General features: G+C 73.3%; 14 protein-coding genes and 1 tRNA gene. 3 read left to right on the top strand and 12 right to left on the bottom strand.

Going from position 1 to position 15,014, the window contains the following annotated elements; translation table 11 throughout:
• Positions 1-4: 4 nt before the first annotated feature.
• The 5 genes from abc-f to ACZ67M_RS01760 all read right to left on the bottom strand — a co-directional run bounded on the left by abc-f (position 5) and on the right by ACZ67M_RS01760 (position 8,132).
• Positions 5-1,654, bottom strand: coding sequence for a ribosomal protection-like ABC-F family protein (gene abc-f, locus ACZ67M_RS01780; protein ID WP_469849725.1), 1,650 nt, complete (start codon positions 1,652-1,654; stop codon positions 5-7).
• A gap of 236 nt (positions 1,655-1,890) precedes the next feature.
• A complete protein-coding gene (locus ACZ67M_RS01775) occupies positions 1,891-3,291 on the bottom strand; it encodes a Cys-Gln thioester bond-forming surface protein (RefSeq protein WP_392100900.1) in 1,401 nt (466 codons plus the stop codon).
• Positions 3,292-3,563: 272 nt separating this feature from the next.
• Positions 3,564-4,040, bottom strand: coding sequence for a single-stranded DNA-binding protein (locus tag ACZ67M_RS01770; protein ID WP_361354483.1), 477 nt, complete (start codon positions 4,038-4,040; stop codon positions 3,564-3,566).
• A gap of 180 nt (positions 4,041-4,220) precedes the next feature.
• Positions 4,221-5,891, bottom strand: a complete 1,671-nt coding sequence (locus ACZ67M_RS01765; protein WP_469849167.1) for a YfjP family GTPase — start codon at positions 5,889-5,891, stop codon at positions 4,221-4,223.
• A gap of 633 nt (positions 5,892-6,524) precedes the next feature.
• Entirely contained in the window at positions 6,525-8,132 is a 1,608-nt protein-coding gene (locus ACZ67M_RS01760; protein ID WP_469849166.1) for a dynamin family protein, read from the bottom strand.
• A gap of 321 nt (positions 8,133-8,453) precedes the next feature.
• On the opposite strand from ACZ67M_RS01760, the gene ACZ67M_RS01755 reads away from it, so the two are divergent.
• Positions 8,454-8,529, top strand: a tRNA-Arg gene (locus tag ACZ67M_RS01755).
• A 31-nt stretch (positions 8,530-8,560) separates the two neighbouring features.
• Positions 8,561-9,580, top strand: coding sequence for a D-2-hydroxyacid dehydrogenase family protein (locus tag ACZ67M_RS01750; protein WP_469849164.1), 1,020 nt, complete (start codon positions 8,561-8,563; stop codon positions 9,578-9,580).
• Here ACZ67M_RS01750 and ACZ67M_RS01745 read toward each other — a convergent pair.
• Complete coding sequence (locus tag ACZ67M_RS01745; RefSeq protein WP_469849162.1) at positions 9,538-10,182, bottom strand: DUF2087 domain-containing protein; 645 nt, start codon at positions 10,180-10,182, stop codon at positions 9,538-9,540. The genes ACZ67M_RS01750 and ACZ67M_RS01745 overlap by 43 nt on opposite strands.
• A gap of 200 nt (positions 10,183-10,382) precedes the next feature.
• Between ACZ67M_RS01745 and ACZ67M_RS01740 the strand changes: the two genes are divergently transcribed.
• Complete coding sequence (locus tag ACZ67M_RS01740; protein WP_355825723.1) at positions 10,383-10,715, top strand: chaplin; 333 nt, start codon at positions 10,383-10,385, stop codon at positions 10,713-10,715.
• A 103-nt stretch (positions 10,716-10,818) separates the two neighbouring features.
• On the opposite strand, the gene ACZ67M_RS01735 is transcribed toward ACZ67M_RS01740, so the two are convergent.
• From ACZ67M_RS01735 to chpG, 6 genes are all read right to left on the bottom strand, one after another.
• Entirely contained in the window at positions 10,819-11,685 is an 867-nt protein-coding gene (locus tag ACZ67M_RS01735) for a tyrosinase family protein (RefSeq protein ID WP_469849160.1), read from the bottom strand.
• Positions 11,669-12,178: a tyrosinase cofactor gene (locus ACZ67M_RS01730; protein ID WP_392235233.1), complete on the bottom strand. Its 510-nt coding sequence runs from the start codon at positions 12,176-12,178 to the stop codon at positions 11,669-11,671. The genes ACZ67M_RS01735 and ACZ67M_RS01730 overlap by 17 nt, the downstream gene beginning before the upstream one ends.
• Positions 12,179-12,298: 120 nt before the next feature.
• Positions 12,299-12,814, bottom strand: coding sequence for a hypothetical protein (locus ACZ67M_RS01725; protein WP_469849158.1), 516 nt, complete (start codon positions 12,812-12,814; stop codon positions 12,299-12,301).
• 94 nt (positions 12,815-12,908) lie between these two features.
• The gene (locus ACZ67M_RS01720) at positions 12,909-13,196 is read right to left on the bottom strand and encodes a hypothetical protein (protein WP_122620048.1); all 288 of its coding nucleotides are present in this window, start codon (positions 13,194-13,196) and stop codon (positions 12,909-12,911) included.
• Positions 13,197-13,404: 208 nt separating this feature from the next.
• The gene (locus tag ACZ67M_RS01715; protein ID WP_469849156.1) at positions 13,405-14,142 is read right to left on the bottom strand and encodes a hypothetical protein; all 738 of its coding nucleotides are present in this window, start codon (positions 14,140-14,142) and stop codon (positions 13,405-13,407) included.
• Between the two features lie 275 nt (positions 14,143-14,417).
• The gene (gene chpG, locus ACZ67M_RS01710; protein ID WP_161332816.1) at positions 14,418-14,657 is read right to left on the bottom strand and encodes a chaplin ChpG; all 240 of its coding nucleotides are present in this window, start codon (positions 14,655-14,657) and stop codon (positions 14,418-14,420) included.
• Positions 14,658-15,014 lie beyond the last annotated feature (357 nt).

Genomic DNA, 15,014 nt, shown 5'->3' with positions numbered 1-15,014 from the left:
CTGGTCAGTGACCGGCCGCGGACAGCTCCAGCCGTCGGCCCCGGAAGCGCTCGCGCAGGAGTCGGTCGTGGGTCACCACCACGAGGGTGCCGGTGTAGTGGGCCAGGGCGGCCTCGATCTCCTCCATGAGGGACGGGGAGAGGTGGTTCGTCGGTTCGTCGAGGAGGAGCAGGTCGAGGGGGCCTGACGTGACCAGGCGGGCGAGTTCGAGCTTGCGGCGTTGTCCGACGGACAGGTCGCGTACGGGGACGGACAGGTCCGTGGGGTGGAACAGGCCCAGTGCGAGCAGCGCGTCGGCGTGCTCGTCGGGGTGGCCCGGGCGGCCGGCCGCGTAGGCCGCGAGGAGGGTGCGGGCGTCGAAGGCGGCTTCGGGAGCGCACTGTTGGCGCAGGTGGCCGATCCGGCTCGGGCGGCGGACGGTGCCCGCGTCGGGCGTCAGCTCTCCTGCCAGCACGTGGAGCAAGGTGCTCTTGCCCGCGCCGTTGGGGCCGGTGACGAGCAGTCGGCCTCCGGGGGCGAGTGTCAGGTGCGGGAGGGAGAGGCGGCCCTCGACGCGCACGCCTTCGAGGTGGGTTGCGGTCGCCGGCTCGTCCTCGCTCGGCGCGCCTTCGACTCGGGCCGCGAAGCGGAGGGGTTGCGGCGGTGGTGGTACGGGGTGCTCCGTGAGCCGCTGCAAGCGCTCGCGCGCGTTGCGGATGCGGCTCTGGGCGCCGTGGGACCGCGAGCGTGCCCGGAAGGCGCCGGCGCCGCTGAAGGCCCACGGGCCCTTGCGGGGGATCTCGGACAGCATGCCGATGCCGGAGTCCGCCAGGGCGCGCTGCCGGGCGACCTCGTCGCGCCACTGCTCGTGCTCCCACGCCCAGCGCGCCCGGGCCGCCGCCTTGGCGGTGAGGTAACCGTCGTAGCCGTTGCCGTAGCGCCGTACCGTGCGCAGGTCCTGGTCCACCTCCAGCACGGTGCCGGTGACGCGCTCCAGGAACGCCCGGTCGTGCGTGGCCGCGATCACCGTGCCCCGGTGACGGCGCAGGCGGGCTTCGAGCCAGGCCACGGCCTCGTCGTCCAGGTCGTTGGTCGGTTCGTCGAGCAGGAGCAGTTCGGGTTCGGAGGCCAGCGTCGCGGCGAGCGTGAGGCGGGAGCGCTGCCCTCCGGAGAGGGTGCCGAGCGGACGCGCGCGGTCGAGCGGCGCGCGCTCACCGAGGCGGCGCAGGATCACCTCCACACGCCGGTCCGCTCCCTGCCCGCCCCGCGCCTCGTACTCGGCCAGCAGCTCCGCGTACTCCTCGAAGGCGGCGGGGCCGGCCGTGTCCAGTGCGGACTCCGCGGTCCGGATACGGCGTTCCAGGGCGCGCAGTTCACGCAGTACGTGGTCCACGGCGTCGCCCACGCTCGCCGTGCCGGGCAGGTCGAGGGTCTGGGCGAGATGACCGATACCGCCAGGCGCCGTCACGGTCAGGGTGCCGTTGTCGACCGGCTCCTGTCCGGCGAGCAGCCGCAGCAGCGTGGATTTGCCCGAGCCGTTGTCCCCGACGATGCCGACCCTCTCGCCCGGTCGGACGGTGAGGGACACGCGGTCCAGGACGACCCGGTCGCCGTAGCGCTTGGTGACCTCGGCGAGGGCGATCTGAGACGTGGGGCCGACGGGGGCGGCGTTCACGGTGGCGACGGAGGGAGCAGGGCGCAAGGGCGGTCCTTCGGCGGGAGGGAGCAGGAGTGGGCAGCGGCGAGGGCGAGGGCTGTACGGCGGGAGCCGGAGGCTTCCCTCACAAACTGGCACACCGGTAAAGTTAGACGATACGGTCCGTCTCGTCAAGCCGCTGAAAAGTTCCCGGCGCCACGCGCACGCGGCAGCCGGGGACTCGGACGGGGGTCCGGGACCTGGGCCCTAGACGGTCACCCCTCGTTCTTCTTCCGGAGGAACACCAGCACCGCACCGCCGATGACCACCAGGCCGATCGCCGCGCCGCCGATCAACGGGGTCGCCCCGGAGCTGCCGGTCTCCGCGAGGTTGGGGTTCGGGGTGGGGGTGACGGCCGTGGCGGGAGCCGGTTCGCCGAGGGTCTGGGTGGCGTCGCCCGTCGTGGCGCCCTGGGTACGGCAGTCGAGGACGCCGGAGAAGCGCTGTTCGAAACCGGCCGGACCGCGGATGGTGAAGTCGTAGGGCCGGTCCTCCGGCAGCGGGACGGTCACCGTGCGGGTCTCACCGGCCGCGATGGTGTACTCGGCGTCGAGCAACGAGAAGGTGAACGGCTCGTCTCCCTTGTTGACGGCGGTGATGTCCAGGCCGCCCTCGGCGCAGTTCTTCTCGGCGGACAGGGCGGGTATCGCCCCCTGGCCGGCCCAGGTGGCGGTGGCCGTCGCCGCGACCGTGGACTCGCTGGAGCCCGCCAGGATCTGGGTCTGGCTGCGGCTCTCGGAGGCGAAGGCCCGGCCGACCGGCACGGTGGTCGACGCCTGGACGGTCAGCTCGGACGTACCGGCCTCCGCGTCCTCGGGCACGTCGAAGAAGATCTGGGTGCCGTCGGTGACCTCGGTGACCGGCTCACCCTTCTTGTCGACGATCCGCACGCCGCTGGTGGTGGCGTCGACCGGGGGCGTCACCGTCGCGCCGCCCGCGTTGGTGTGGACGGTCACCGGACCGATCCGCTCGCCGGGACGGCCCGAGACCGCGGGCGGGTCCAGGGTGAGCGAGGCCGCGGGCTCGCTGAGGCCGCGGGCGTTCTTCTCCAGGTAGTCGGCGAGTCGCTCGGCCTGCGGGTCGGTCGCCTCGACGTCCGTGTGGTCGGAGTAGCGCCAGATGGCCACCTGGGTGCCGGCCGCCGCGTCCTGCTCGGTGAGCCCGCCGCGGACACCCGCCTTCTTCGCGAGCTCGGCGAGGTCGTTGACCTGGGGGTAGGAGTTGTCCAGGATCCAACGGATGCGGCCGGCGTCCTTGTTGGTGCCCAGCGAGGTGCCGCTCCACGGCGTCTCGTAGTACTTGGCGTCCCTCTGCGTCGGGTTCTGGATGTCGACGCAGTACGTCTGAAGCATCCCGCCGCCCTCGACGGACATCTCGAACAGGCCGGCCGGCACCTCCTGGTCGCCGCCCTCCCCGTGGATGACCGCGGTGCCGTGCGTCTTGAGCCCGCCTATGGTGGCCGTCGCCCCGCCCTGACCCCCCGCTCCGTCCTGTGCGGCGGCCGGTCCCGCACCGGCCACCAGACCGGCGACGGCGGCCGCGGACACCAGGGCCGTGGCGGCGGTACGCGCCGTCCTCCGGCCGGGCAGAGACAGTGCAGCGAGCGAAGAAAACACCAAATTCCCCTTCGAGCAGGACCCGTTGGCGTGGGGGGAACGGTCCCACCAGCAGAATCAGCAGCCCCGCAGGGCTCGTTCGGCATCCTAAGGACCTGACGGTCCGTCCCCCGGGTGATGTTCGCCCACGCGGTGATCCGAATCGGAATCGTTATCGCCGACCGGCGCTGTGAGCAGGGCTTATCGACAAATCCACCTGGATTCGTCCGGGCGCATGGGTCGATAAGCCCGTACTTCGGTCAGTGCCGGTCAGTTCCGGCGGACCACCCGGGTCAGGCCACGGCGGCGGGCTCCGGGCATTGTTCGAGATCCGTGCCGGCCGACTCCCCCACCGCCGTCTCCCAGTTGGGCTCCGGCCGCGGCGGGGAGGCCGAGGCCTCCGGCGCCTCAGCCTTCCCGGTGCGCCTGAACGCGGCCGTGCCGCGCGCGAGATCGTGGCCGATCGCCACCGCGTCGATGTCCGCCGAGGTCCAGTTCTGCCCCTCGCGCACGTCCGTACGGACCTTCAGCCGGCCCTGGACCACGACGGGGTCGCCCACCGCCAGCGACGCCGACGCGTTGGCGGCGAGCTGCCGATTGGCCCACACGGTGAAGAAGTTGGTGTGGCCGTCCGTCCAGGCGCTCTTCTCGCGGTCCCAGTAGCGCGCGGTGACCGCCAGCCGGAAGCGCGCCGACGGCCCGTTCGCCAGCTCCCGGAAGACCGGCTGCGTGGCCACGTTGCCCACGGCGCAGATCATCGTCTCGTTCATCGCGAGTCCTCCCTCCCGCACGGGCCCGTCCCGTACGGCTGCGTCCGGCGGCCGCGTTCGTCACGACCGCCGCGAGGCCAGACTGCCCCGGCCCGCGCCCGCCCCTCCGAAGGCTGTGGACCGTCGCCCCGCCTGTGGAGAACTCCGTCACCCGTGCGGATGAGAGTCGCCGATCCGCGCCTACCTCGCCGGGGTCCCCACCCCCGTGACCCGCCCGTACTGCTCCCGCACTTCCCGGTACCGCAGCAGTTCCGCCGCCAGCGGATCCAGCACCCTGGCCCGGCCGCACCCGGCGGCCGCCTCCCGCAGCAGGCGTTCCGCCTCGTGGCCGTAGCGACGGGCCGGTCCGCGCGCCGCCATGCGGCAGGCCCACTCGATGAGGGGACCGCCGATGATGCCCGCCAGCATCAGCAGCACCGGCACGCCCAGGTTGGGGGGCATGACGCCGACGATCTGGCCCAGTAGCCACAGGCCGCCCACCACCTGGATCAGCGTCATGGAGGCCTGGGCCAGCACGGCCACCGGCCACCAGCCCGGCCGCGGTGGGCGCCCCGGCGGCAGCCCCGTGCGCTCCGCCAGCTCGTCCAGCGCCTCGGGCAGCCCCTGGGCGCCGCGTACGGCCGCCTCGCGCATCGCCTGCGCCCACGGCGCCGGCAGTCCGGCCGACGCCCGCTCGGAGACCGTGCGCACCGCCTGCTCGACGCGCTGCCGCGCGGTGGCCTCCTCGTCCGGCTGGGCGCGCAGCTGGAGCCGCCCCGTGGCCGGCTCACGCCGCTCGTGGTACCAGCGCCACAGCCGCAGCCAGGGCGTACCGCACGCGCGGTTGGCGTTGCGCAGCCAGGCCCGCTCGGCCGCGTCGCCCGCCGCGGTGGCGCCGACCGCGTCCGCGAGCCGGTCCGAGAACTCCTCCCGGGCCTCCTCGCTGAGGCCGGTCCGCCGCCCGGTGACGTACACGGAGCGCAGCCGCCGGGCGGCGGCGTCCACGTCGGCGGCGATGCGGCGCGCCGGGGCCTGCCGCTCGGCGACGAACTGGCCGAGCACCTCGCGCAGCTCGCCGATGCCCTCCCCGGTGAGGGCGGACAGGGCGAGCACGGTCGCGCCGGGTTCGCCGTGCTCCCCCAGCGCGATGCCGTCCTCGTCGAGCAGGCGACGCAGGTCGTCGAGGACCTGTTCGGCGGCCTCGCCGGGCAGCCGGTCGATCTGGTTGAGGACGACGAGGGTGACCTCCGCGTGGCCCGCCATCGGCCGCAGATAGCGCTCGTGGAGGACCGCGTCGGCGTACTTCTCCGGGTCGACGACCCAGATGACGGCGTCGACCAGCTCCAGGATGCGGTCCACCTGCTCACGGTGCTGGACCGCCGCCGAGTCGTGGTCGGGCAGGTCGATCAGGACCAGCCCGCGCAGCGGCGACTCGGAGTCGGGGTGCTGGATCGGACGGCGGCGCAGGCGGCCGGGGATGCCGAGCCGGTCCAGGAGGCTCGCGGCGCCGTCGCTCCAACTGCACGCGATGGGCGCGGCGGTGGTCGGCCGGCGGACGCCCGTCTCGGAGATCGTCACTCCGGCGAGGGTGTTGAACAGCTGCGACTTGCCGCTGCCGGTCGCGCCCGCGATGGCGACGACGGTGTGCTGCCCGGAGAGCCTGCGCCGGGCGGCGGCCTCGTCGAGGACCCGTCCGGCCTCGGCGAGGGTCCCGCCGTCGAGCCGGGTCCGGGAGAGGCCGACCAGCTCGCGCAGGGCGTCCAGCCGGGACCTGAGCTGTCCGTCGTAGGCGAGCGGCATCAGGGCGGCCGAGGTGGCGGCGGGCCTGCTGGGCAGCACCGCGTACTGCTCCGTGCCACCGTTCTCGTCCACCCGCCGCGCGATCAGCCCGTCACCCCAGGCGCCCTCCCCGTCCCCGGAACCGCCGCCCGAGCCGGACCCGGAGGAACCACCGGGACCGGACGCGCCACCGGGACCGGACGCGCCACTGGAGCCGGATGGACCACCGAGACCGGAGGGACCACCCGAGCCGTACGAACCACCGGCGACACGCTCGACCCTCGCCGCCCGCTCGCCCCCTCCCGCACGTTCCGTCCCTCTCGCACGTTCCTTCCCACCCTCACGTTCCTTCCCACCCTCACGTTCCGTCCCTCCCTCACGTTCCTTCCCCCCAGCCCGCTCAGCTCGGCCCGCACGCTCAGCCCGGCCCGCACGCTCAGCCCGTCCGGCGCGCTCAGCCCGTCCCGCACCCTCGGCCCCGCCCGCCCCCTCCGTGTCGGCCGCGCTCCCCGTACGGCTCCCGCGCCGCCGCAGCCACGTCCCCCGTACCGGTTCCTCGGACGCGCCCCCGGCGCCGTCCGCACGCGTGGTCTCCGGCTGGTCGGCGCTCTCCGGGTCCCGGCCGTCCCCGGGCTCCGTGTCGCCGGACTGCCCCGTCGGGTCCGCCTCCTGGGTGGTGTGGTCGGTGTGCTCGGTGGGGTCCTGGTCAGTGACGGCGGTCACCGGTCACCTCTCCTTCTGCAGTACTGACAGCGCGGCGATGAGTTCGGCCTGTGGCTCGGGATGCACCTCGAGCCCGTCGAGCGGCGCCAGCCGGCGCTCGCGCTCGACGTGCAGGACGCGGTCGACGTGTTCGTCGAGCAGCCGTCCGCCCCGGTCGCGCAGCCGCAGCGCACCGTGGGCGCCGAGCCGCTCGGCGAGCCGCTCCCCCGCGACCCGCGCGCGCCGCCCGCCGAGCAGCACGGTGGCGACCAGTCCGGCCACCACCCCGGGATCCGGGGCGAGGTTCCGGTCCAGCTCGCGGACCTCGTCCTCGGCGTACTCCTCCAGCTCCCGCCGCCACCGCCGTACGGCCAGCCCGATCCGGTGCTCGGCGCTCTCCGGCGTGGGGTCGTGGCGCGCGAGTTCCGGGGCGGCCGCGGCCGGTTCGCCCCGCCACGCCTCGTCGACCCGCTCGTCGGCGGCGGTGACGGCGCACAGCAACAGGGCGCTCAGGCTCTCCACCAGGGAGTCGAGGAGCTCCTCCGGGGAGCAGTCGAGGGGGAAGGCCCGCCAGCGCTTCAGGGCGTCCCCGGCGAGTACGGCGCCCGCCTGCAACCGCCCCCGCACGCGCGCGTGCTCGCCGTCGTAGGCCCCCTCGACGGCGGCGGTGAGCCGCAGCGCGGCCGCGTACTGCGCCGCGGTGGCGCCGGCCAGTTCGGGCATCCGGGACTTGAGCGAGTCCAGGATGCCATGCGCCGTACGGGCCATGGTGTGGTGCCGGGCGTCCAGGTCCTGGGCCCGGTGGACGAGCCAGGACCGCAGCGGCGCCACGGCGCTGGCCGGCAACAGCCCGCCGCCCCAGGCCGATTCGGGCAGCTCCGGCACGGTGAAGCGGGGTACGTCGCCGAGACCGGCCTTGGTGAGCAGGGCCCCGTACTGCCGGGACACCTCGGCCACCACCTGGTGCGGCACCCGGTCGAGGACGGTGACCAGGGTGGCGTCGTACTCCTTGGCGGTGCGCAGCAGGTGCCAGGGCACCGCGTCGGCGTACCGGGCGGCCGTGGTGACCATCACCCAGATGTCGGCCGCGCAGATCAGCTCGGCGGCCAGGACGCGGTTGTCGGCCACGAGGGAGTCGATGTCGGGTGCGTCCAGGAGGGCGATGCCCGGCGGCAGGGTGTCGGCGGTCTCGACACGCAGCACGCGCGCGGGGTTCTCGCCGGGCAGGAGCAGCTCGTCGTCCGGTTCCCGGTGCGGCACCCACACGCGCGTGAGGTCGGGCAGCACCCGCATCCCGCTGAACCAGTGGTGGTCCTCCGGATGGCACACCAGCACCGGCGTGCGGGTGGTGGGCCGCAGCACGCCGGCCTCGCTGACCCGCTGCCCCACGAGGGAGTTCACCAGGGTGGACTTGCCGGCGCCGGTGGATCCGCCCACCACGGCCAGCAGGGGCGCTTCGGGGTCCTTCAGCCGGGGCATCAGGTAGTCGTCGAGCTGGGCGAGCAGCTCGTCGCGGTTGGCACGCGCGCGTGGCGCACCCGCCAGGGGCAGCGGGAAGCGTGCGGCCGCGACACGGTCGCGCAGCGCGGAGAGTGCGTCGAGCAGCTGGGGCCGTACGTCCAAGGTCACCACATGTGAAGAATGCCCAATTTTAGGGGAATTCTGAAGCATATGAGCATGTCTGCGCGCCGACCGGACACTCCGGACGGAAGCCACTACTGGGACGTGAGCGCAGTCCAGGCATAACGAGTGGACAACACCCGATGCGCGAGCGGCCAAAAGCGATGCACGATTCGTACCTGCCTGCGATTATCAGAACCGCTTCACCGAACCTCCACATCGAGCCACGGAGGGGAAGCATCAGGGACATGGAGCCGGGAGCCCTATCCTTGTCCCCGGCAACGTCACGGACCCGCCCACACCCGGGCACCACGAACGAGGCCACCACACCAGGCCCCCGTAGCTCAGTGGATAGAGCAGGCGCCTTCTAAGCGCTTGGCCGCAGGTTCGAGTCCTGCCGGGGGCGCCACTGCCCGTTTGGCGAGGGGGGACCGGACCACGTGCGACTGCGGTGCGCCGTACTCGACGACTTCCAGCGGGTGGCGACCGAGATCGCCGACTGGTCCCCGGTCGCCGACGACGTGGACGTCGTGTCCTTCGACACCCATTTCGGCGACGAGGACGCCCTCGCCGCCGCCCTCGCCGGTTTCGACATCGTGGTCACGCTGCGCGAGCGCGTGGCCTTCCCCGCATCGCTGATCGCCCGGCTGCCCCGGTTGCGGCTCCTCGTCGCCTCCGGCATGCGCAACAGCGTGATCGACTACGCCGCCGCCGAGGCGCACGGCGTCACCGTGTGCGGCACGGCCTCCTCCTCGGCCCCGCCCGTCGAGCTGACCTGGGCGCTGATCCTCGGCCTGGCCCGCGGCATCGTGCGGGAGGGCAACGGGCTGCGCGAGGGCGGCCCCTGGCAGCAGACGGTGGGCGCCGACCTGCACGGCCGCCGCCTGGGCCTGCTCGGCCTCGGCAAGATCGGCAGCCGGGTGGCCGGGGTGGGCCTCGCCTTCGGCATGCGGGTGAGCGCGTGGAGCCGGAACCTCACCCGGGAGCGCGCCGACGAGGTGGGCGTCGAACTCGCCCCCTCCAAGGAGGCGCTGCTGCGCGACGCCGACTTCGTCTCCGTCCACCTGGCGCTCGGCGACCGCACCCGCGGCCTGCTCGGCCCCGCCGAACTGGCCCTGCTCAAGCCGACGGCCTATCTGATCAACACCTCGCGCGCGGCGATCGTCGACCAGGACGCCCTGCTCGCCGCGTTGCACGAGGGCCGGATCGCCGGCGCGGGCGTCGACGTCTTCGACACCGAGCCGCTGCCCGCCGGCCACCCGATGCGCACCGCCCCGCGCCTGCTCGCGACGCCCCACCTGGGCTACGTCTCACAGGCCAACTACGCCACGTACTACGGCCAGGCCGTCGAGGCGATCCGGGCCCACCTCGACGGCTCCCCCGTACGCCGTCTGCCCGTGGCTCCCGCTCCGGACGCTCAGGCGGTTCCCACCCGTTCGGATTCCGCCGGGCGCGCGTAGATTCCGCCGCTCCGGCGCAGGTGTCCGAAGTCCACCAGATGGCGCCGGAGCGTCACATGGTCGACCTCGCCGTCCTCGCACCACGCCCGCAGCTTCTGGTCGACGGTGCGCTCCGGGTACTCCACGCCGGGGGCGAAGGTCCGCTCGGCGATGTGCCGCAGCACCACCTTCTTGCGCGTCCAGCGGGCGGGGAGGCGGACCAGGCGCCCGTCCTTCACGAAGGTCCGCAGGATCATGCCGGTGCGGTCGCCGTCGGCCGCCGGTACGACGTCACCGGCCGGGTCCGCCGTGGGGCGGGCCGCGCGGGCCAGCTCCCTGAACCGGTCGTACGCGACGACGAGTCCACCGCCGTCTCCGGACACCACCACGCCCTGCTCCCGCAGTCGGCGCAGCGCGCCCGCCGTCTCCTTCGCGGACAGTCCGGCCGTCCGGGCCACCTCCGCGCTGCCGCCGGCCCCCAGGGCGACGGCGGCGAAGGCGCGCACCCTGCTCTCCTCGGAGAAGAGGCCGGGCAGCGCGGCGGGCGCGGACGGCTCAATGGGATCGGACGGCTCGGAGAGATCGGAGGGATCGACGGACGCGTCGGGCAGGTCGTTCGACATGGCGGGGAGGCTAGTGGACGTCCGCTCGGGAGCGGCACTGGTTTTCCCCCGCCGCTTGCCCTCCCTCGCCACCCCCTGCCTCTCTGCAAAAAGGGTGATCCTCACATTCCCCCCGTGACCCGCTTCGACCGGGTGCGTTGAACCGGCCGCGCGGCGGCGTGTCCTGCCGCCGTGCTCCCCGAGTCAGAAGGAGAAACGTGATGTCTCGCATCGCGAAGGCTGCCGGCGTCGCTCTCGGCGCCGGCGCCGTGGTGCTCAGCGGCACCGGCCTGGCCATGGCGGACGCGGGTGCCGAGGGCGCCGCCATCGGCTCGCCCGGTGTCCTGTCCGGCAACGTCATCCAGGTCCCGGTGCACGTGCCGGTGAACCTGTGCGGCAACACCGTCAACATCCTCGCCCTGCTCAACCCGGCGTTCGGCAACTCCTGCGAGAACGGCGCGGACGACAAGAAGGACACGAGCGACAAGAAGAAGGACACGAGCGACAAGCACGGCAAGAAGCACGACAAGAAGAGCGCCGGCTACGGCGGCTGAGTCCCGTAGGCACCCGAAGAGCCCCGGCCTTCCCGGCCGGGGCTCTTCCCGCGGGTCCCCCGGACGCACCGGCGGATCCCGCGGGTGCGCACCGGTTGGTCCGTCAGGCGTAACGGTAGATCCGGCCGACGTCCTCCAGCTCGTCCGGCGTCACGTTCCACGGCGGCATCCGCTCGTGCCGGGCGACGATCCGTCCGCGCTGGGCGCTGCCCTGGCCGGGCGGGTTCGCGGGCAGGTAGCGGGCGCCCCGGTGACGGGCCTGCCAGCGGGACCACTGGAGGTCGACGAAGGCGTGGTGCAGCCAGAACACCGGGTCGTTGACGGAGGCGCCGCCGACCATGGCCCCGCCGACCCACCGGTGCACCCGGTTGTGGTTGCGCCAGGAGACGCTGCCGCGGCCCGTCCCCCACCCCTCCAGCTTGTTGCGGAACCCCTTGCGGACCGTGGAGTCGTACGGCGTGGAGTCGTACACCGGGTCGTCGAGGGCCCACTCCAGGTCGCTCCTGGTCGGGAGCTTGAGGGGATCGCCGGCCCGGCCGAGGTCCCGGGTGAGGTACTTGGTGTCGGTGACGTTCACCTTCAGCGTCCAGTTGCCCTCGGCGTACGCGAACGGCCCGGTGGTGACCCGGTGGTCGGAGCGTCGGCCGGTGCCGCCCAGGAAGTCGGCGGTCCAGGGCGCGGACGTGGTGCTGCGGTTCTTCGTCCAGTCCCAGTACGGCACGGTGACCGACGAGTCGACCCGGCGCAGCGCCTGCTCCAGGTCCAGCAAGAACCTGCGGTGCCAGGGCAGGAAGGAGGGCGCCATGTGCGCCGTACGCAGCCCGTCCTCGCCGTCCGAGACGTAGTAGTCGATGTGGATGCGGACGAACTCGTCGTACTCGCCGCGCCGTTTGATCTCCAGCAGCGCCTTGACGAACCGTCGCCACTCGGTGCGGGTCAGCGTGCTGACGTCCCTACGCGTGTACGCCATGCCGTCCCCCGGAGCGGTGGTCGTGCCCGTGGAGGTCGTGCCCCTCGGCGGCCGGCGTGTCGCGCAGGTGCTCGCCGGGGCCGAGTTCGTCTACGGCGCGGCGGGCCGCGGAAAGCGGGGTGGGGTACGAGCGGTAGTGGTCGATCATGGTCAGCCAGCTGCCGTCGGCCCGCCGCATCAGGTGCAGCGGGCGGCCGTCCACGGTGACGTGCCAGGTGCCGGCGCCGCGTCCCGCGGCGGACCAGACGCCGCGGATCCGGCGCCCCCGGTAGGTCTCGTCGAAAGCGCCGCTCCCCGCCGGCCCGGCGGTGTGCGGCTCGGGGCGGGAGGCGGCGACCAGCGGCGTCAGGGTGACCGCGAGAGCCGGGGCGAACAGCCCTCGCATCAGCTGCCGCCGGGTGCCTCGCGCCGGGCCGCCTCTCGCCCGGCTCTCCGCCCCCCGATCCTGCTCCTGCTCGGTGTCGCTCGTTGCCGCGCCCGGGTCAACGGCCATGGCTCGCTCCTCGTCCGGTTCCGGTGGTCCGCACCACTAACCGGCCCACGGGCCACTCGGTCACCGCTCGCAGGGCCAGTCGGAGCACGGACGCCCCGGGCGTGTGACGGGCCGAGCGGGCTAGAGACCCGGTCCGACGCCCAGGTCGGCCACGGGGATCGTCTGGACGGCGGGGGGCGCCACACCGGCCTCCGGGAGCTTGGCCGCCGGCAGACCGAGGGCGTCGGCGCGCGGCGGGGTGAGCGGCGCGTCCAGGGACAGACCGGGTGCCAGGGTGCGCAGCCCGGCGGCGGGGGCGTCGAAGGCGGCATGGTCGAAGTTGTCGCCGAGGACGTGCGGTACGGGCTGGCGTACGTCGGCGCCCGGCAGCCCGCCGTGCACCGGCAACCGCGGCAGTGTCCGCTCCGGCAGCAGTCGGCCCTCGACGTAGCGCGGCCCCTCGGGTGCGCCCACCGTCGGCACGGGCAGCTCGCCGGTCACCTTCGGCAGTTCCATGCCGAGGGCCGTCTCCGCGCCGTTCAGGGGCACGGGCACGGGGATCGCGTCGGCCGCGGCGGCGGGGGCCGCGGACACGCCCACGGCTGCGGCCACTCCGGTGACGACGGCGGCCAGGGTTCGTCTGGTGGTCGACTTCATGTCAGGCACGGTCCCTTTCGAGAATGCGGGAAGGCGGGAGGAGCGGGCGGGGGAGGAACGTGCGGGAAAGAGCGCACGCGGGAATCGGCCGGGCTCAGCCGCCCAGCGGGAGGCCCCCGAGCCGGCGGCTCTTCGAGTTCAGGTCGGTGGTCGCACCCTTCACGGTGTGCAGCACGGAGTCCTTGTTCTCGGTGTCGAGCGCCTTCGACTGGTGCTTGAGCGGCATGACGTCGATGGGCTCCGCGGTCAGCGCGTTCACGGCGCCGTTGAGGCTGGTGGGCATGGACCGGGCGGCGTCGGCGTCGTGGGCGAACGCGGGCACGGCGGAGCCGGCGACGACCAGGGAACCGGCGACGACCGCGGCGGCCTTGAGGGACTTCATCGTGTTCCTTTCTTCGGCGACCCGTGTCACCGGAGGAAATACTGACGCCCTCTCAACGACCTGTAACGGGCACGGAAACTCCACCGTCCGGAAGACATATGAGATCTCCGGACCCTCGAAAGGCGGAAGGACAGAAAGGCAGAAATACAGAAGGGCCGTCGCACCGACCCGAAAAGGGTGACGCGACGGCCCGGGGACGCGCGGGGCGTCAGGAGGGGTTGGCCGGCAGCGGGTTCGCCGGGACCGCGGCTTCCGGCGTGGTGTCCTCCGGAGCCGCCGGGAGGGCGGGCAGACCGGCCAGGTCCGCGGCGGGCATGCCGTTGGCGACGAGCGTGGCGGCGACGACGTTGCTGATGCCGGTCATCACCTCGTCGATGGCCGGGCTCACCTGCTCGGCGTTGCCGGCGGTGGTGGCCTTGACCAGCGCGTCGATCCGCTTCTGGAGGTCGGCGTAGGCCGTGGCCGTCAGGTCGGACGCCGCCGCGGTCTGGTCCTCCGCCACGACGGGCGCCGGCAGCGTGACCGGGTTGCCGGCCTGCGGCGCGGTCACGGCCGGCGGCTGGGCCGGGGTGGTCGTGCCGGGCAGGTTCACCGTGTCGTCCGCGTCCGTGTCGTCGGCGTCCGCGTCGGCCGCGTCGGCCTTGGCGAGCGCGTCCTTGACGGCGTCGGCGAACTGGTCGGCGTCGGCGGCGGCCAGCTGGCCGTTGTCGGCCTTGAGGACGGCGTTGAGCAGGTCGGTGACGGGCGTGAGCACTCCGCCCAGGCCGGCCAGGCCGGCGACCTGGCTCTGCAGTTCCGCCAGGTCGGGCAGGGGTGCCTGGGACACCGCGTGGGTGCGTTCCCGGGCCGATTCGCCATCGGCCGCCATCACCGCCGGCCCCGAGAGACCGATCAGCAGGCCGGCGCAGAGAGCGGTGGTGGCGATTCGTCGTGCGGGCAGACGCATGGGGGGTTCCTTTCGGTGGTGCGTCGGATCTTGTGCCCACCGTGAAAGCGCCCCTGGCGCTCTGCAACCGAGCGGTGACCGCACGTGCTCGCCCGGAATTCCCGTCGTCGGCGTCTTACCTGGTGAGACGCCCTGTCAAGGTCCGTACGCCGTGTCGGCGCCCGCACCCCCCATTCGGGGCAGCCCTCCGCCGTCCGCCCGCAAACACGGACCGGCCGCCCGGTCGCGGAGGAACCGCGGTACGGACGGCCGGTACGAAAAGGCGCGAGCCGAGGTCAGTCGTTCTCGCACTCGTTGCCGAACGCCGGGTTCAGCAGGCCGATGACGTCGACGGTGTTGCCGCAGACGTTGACCGGGACGTGGACCGGGACCTGCACCACGTTGCCGGACAGGACGCCCGGGGAGTGGGCGGCGGCGGCCTTCGCGCCGCTGTCGGCAGCGGCGACACCGGCGGTGCCCGCCACCGCGGCGGCGGCGACGGAGGTCAGGGCCAGGCCCTTCGCAATACGCGACATGGAGAAGTGCTCCTTGGGGTTGTCACACACATCCGGGCGGCTGCCCGGCGCAGTGTCAACGCGTGGCATCCACGCGGGTTGTGCCGCCAAAGGGGTGATCTGGCGAAAGACCGGTATTCACAAATCCAACACACTTACCCTGTTTCACCGTATTAGTACGGATAGCGGCTAGAGTCCCACTTCGTTCCCCACTCCATCGACGCCTCCCCGTCGCACCACTCAGGGACATCGGCCGAAGGCACTCTCCGAGAACTCCCGACGCGGCGGTGACCGGCCGGTTTCCGGCTCGTTTGGCAGCGGGACGCGGCGTGCGCCGGCGTACGCCGCGGCGCGGCCGACGCTCCGCCGTCAGACGCG

The organism is Streptomyces sp. NPDC107500, from assembly GCF_055582785.1.
Note: the sequence above shows the minus strand (reverse complement) of the source record. Positions and strands in the feature narration are given on the sequence as shown.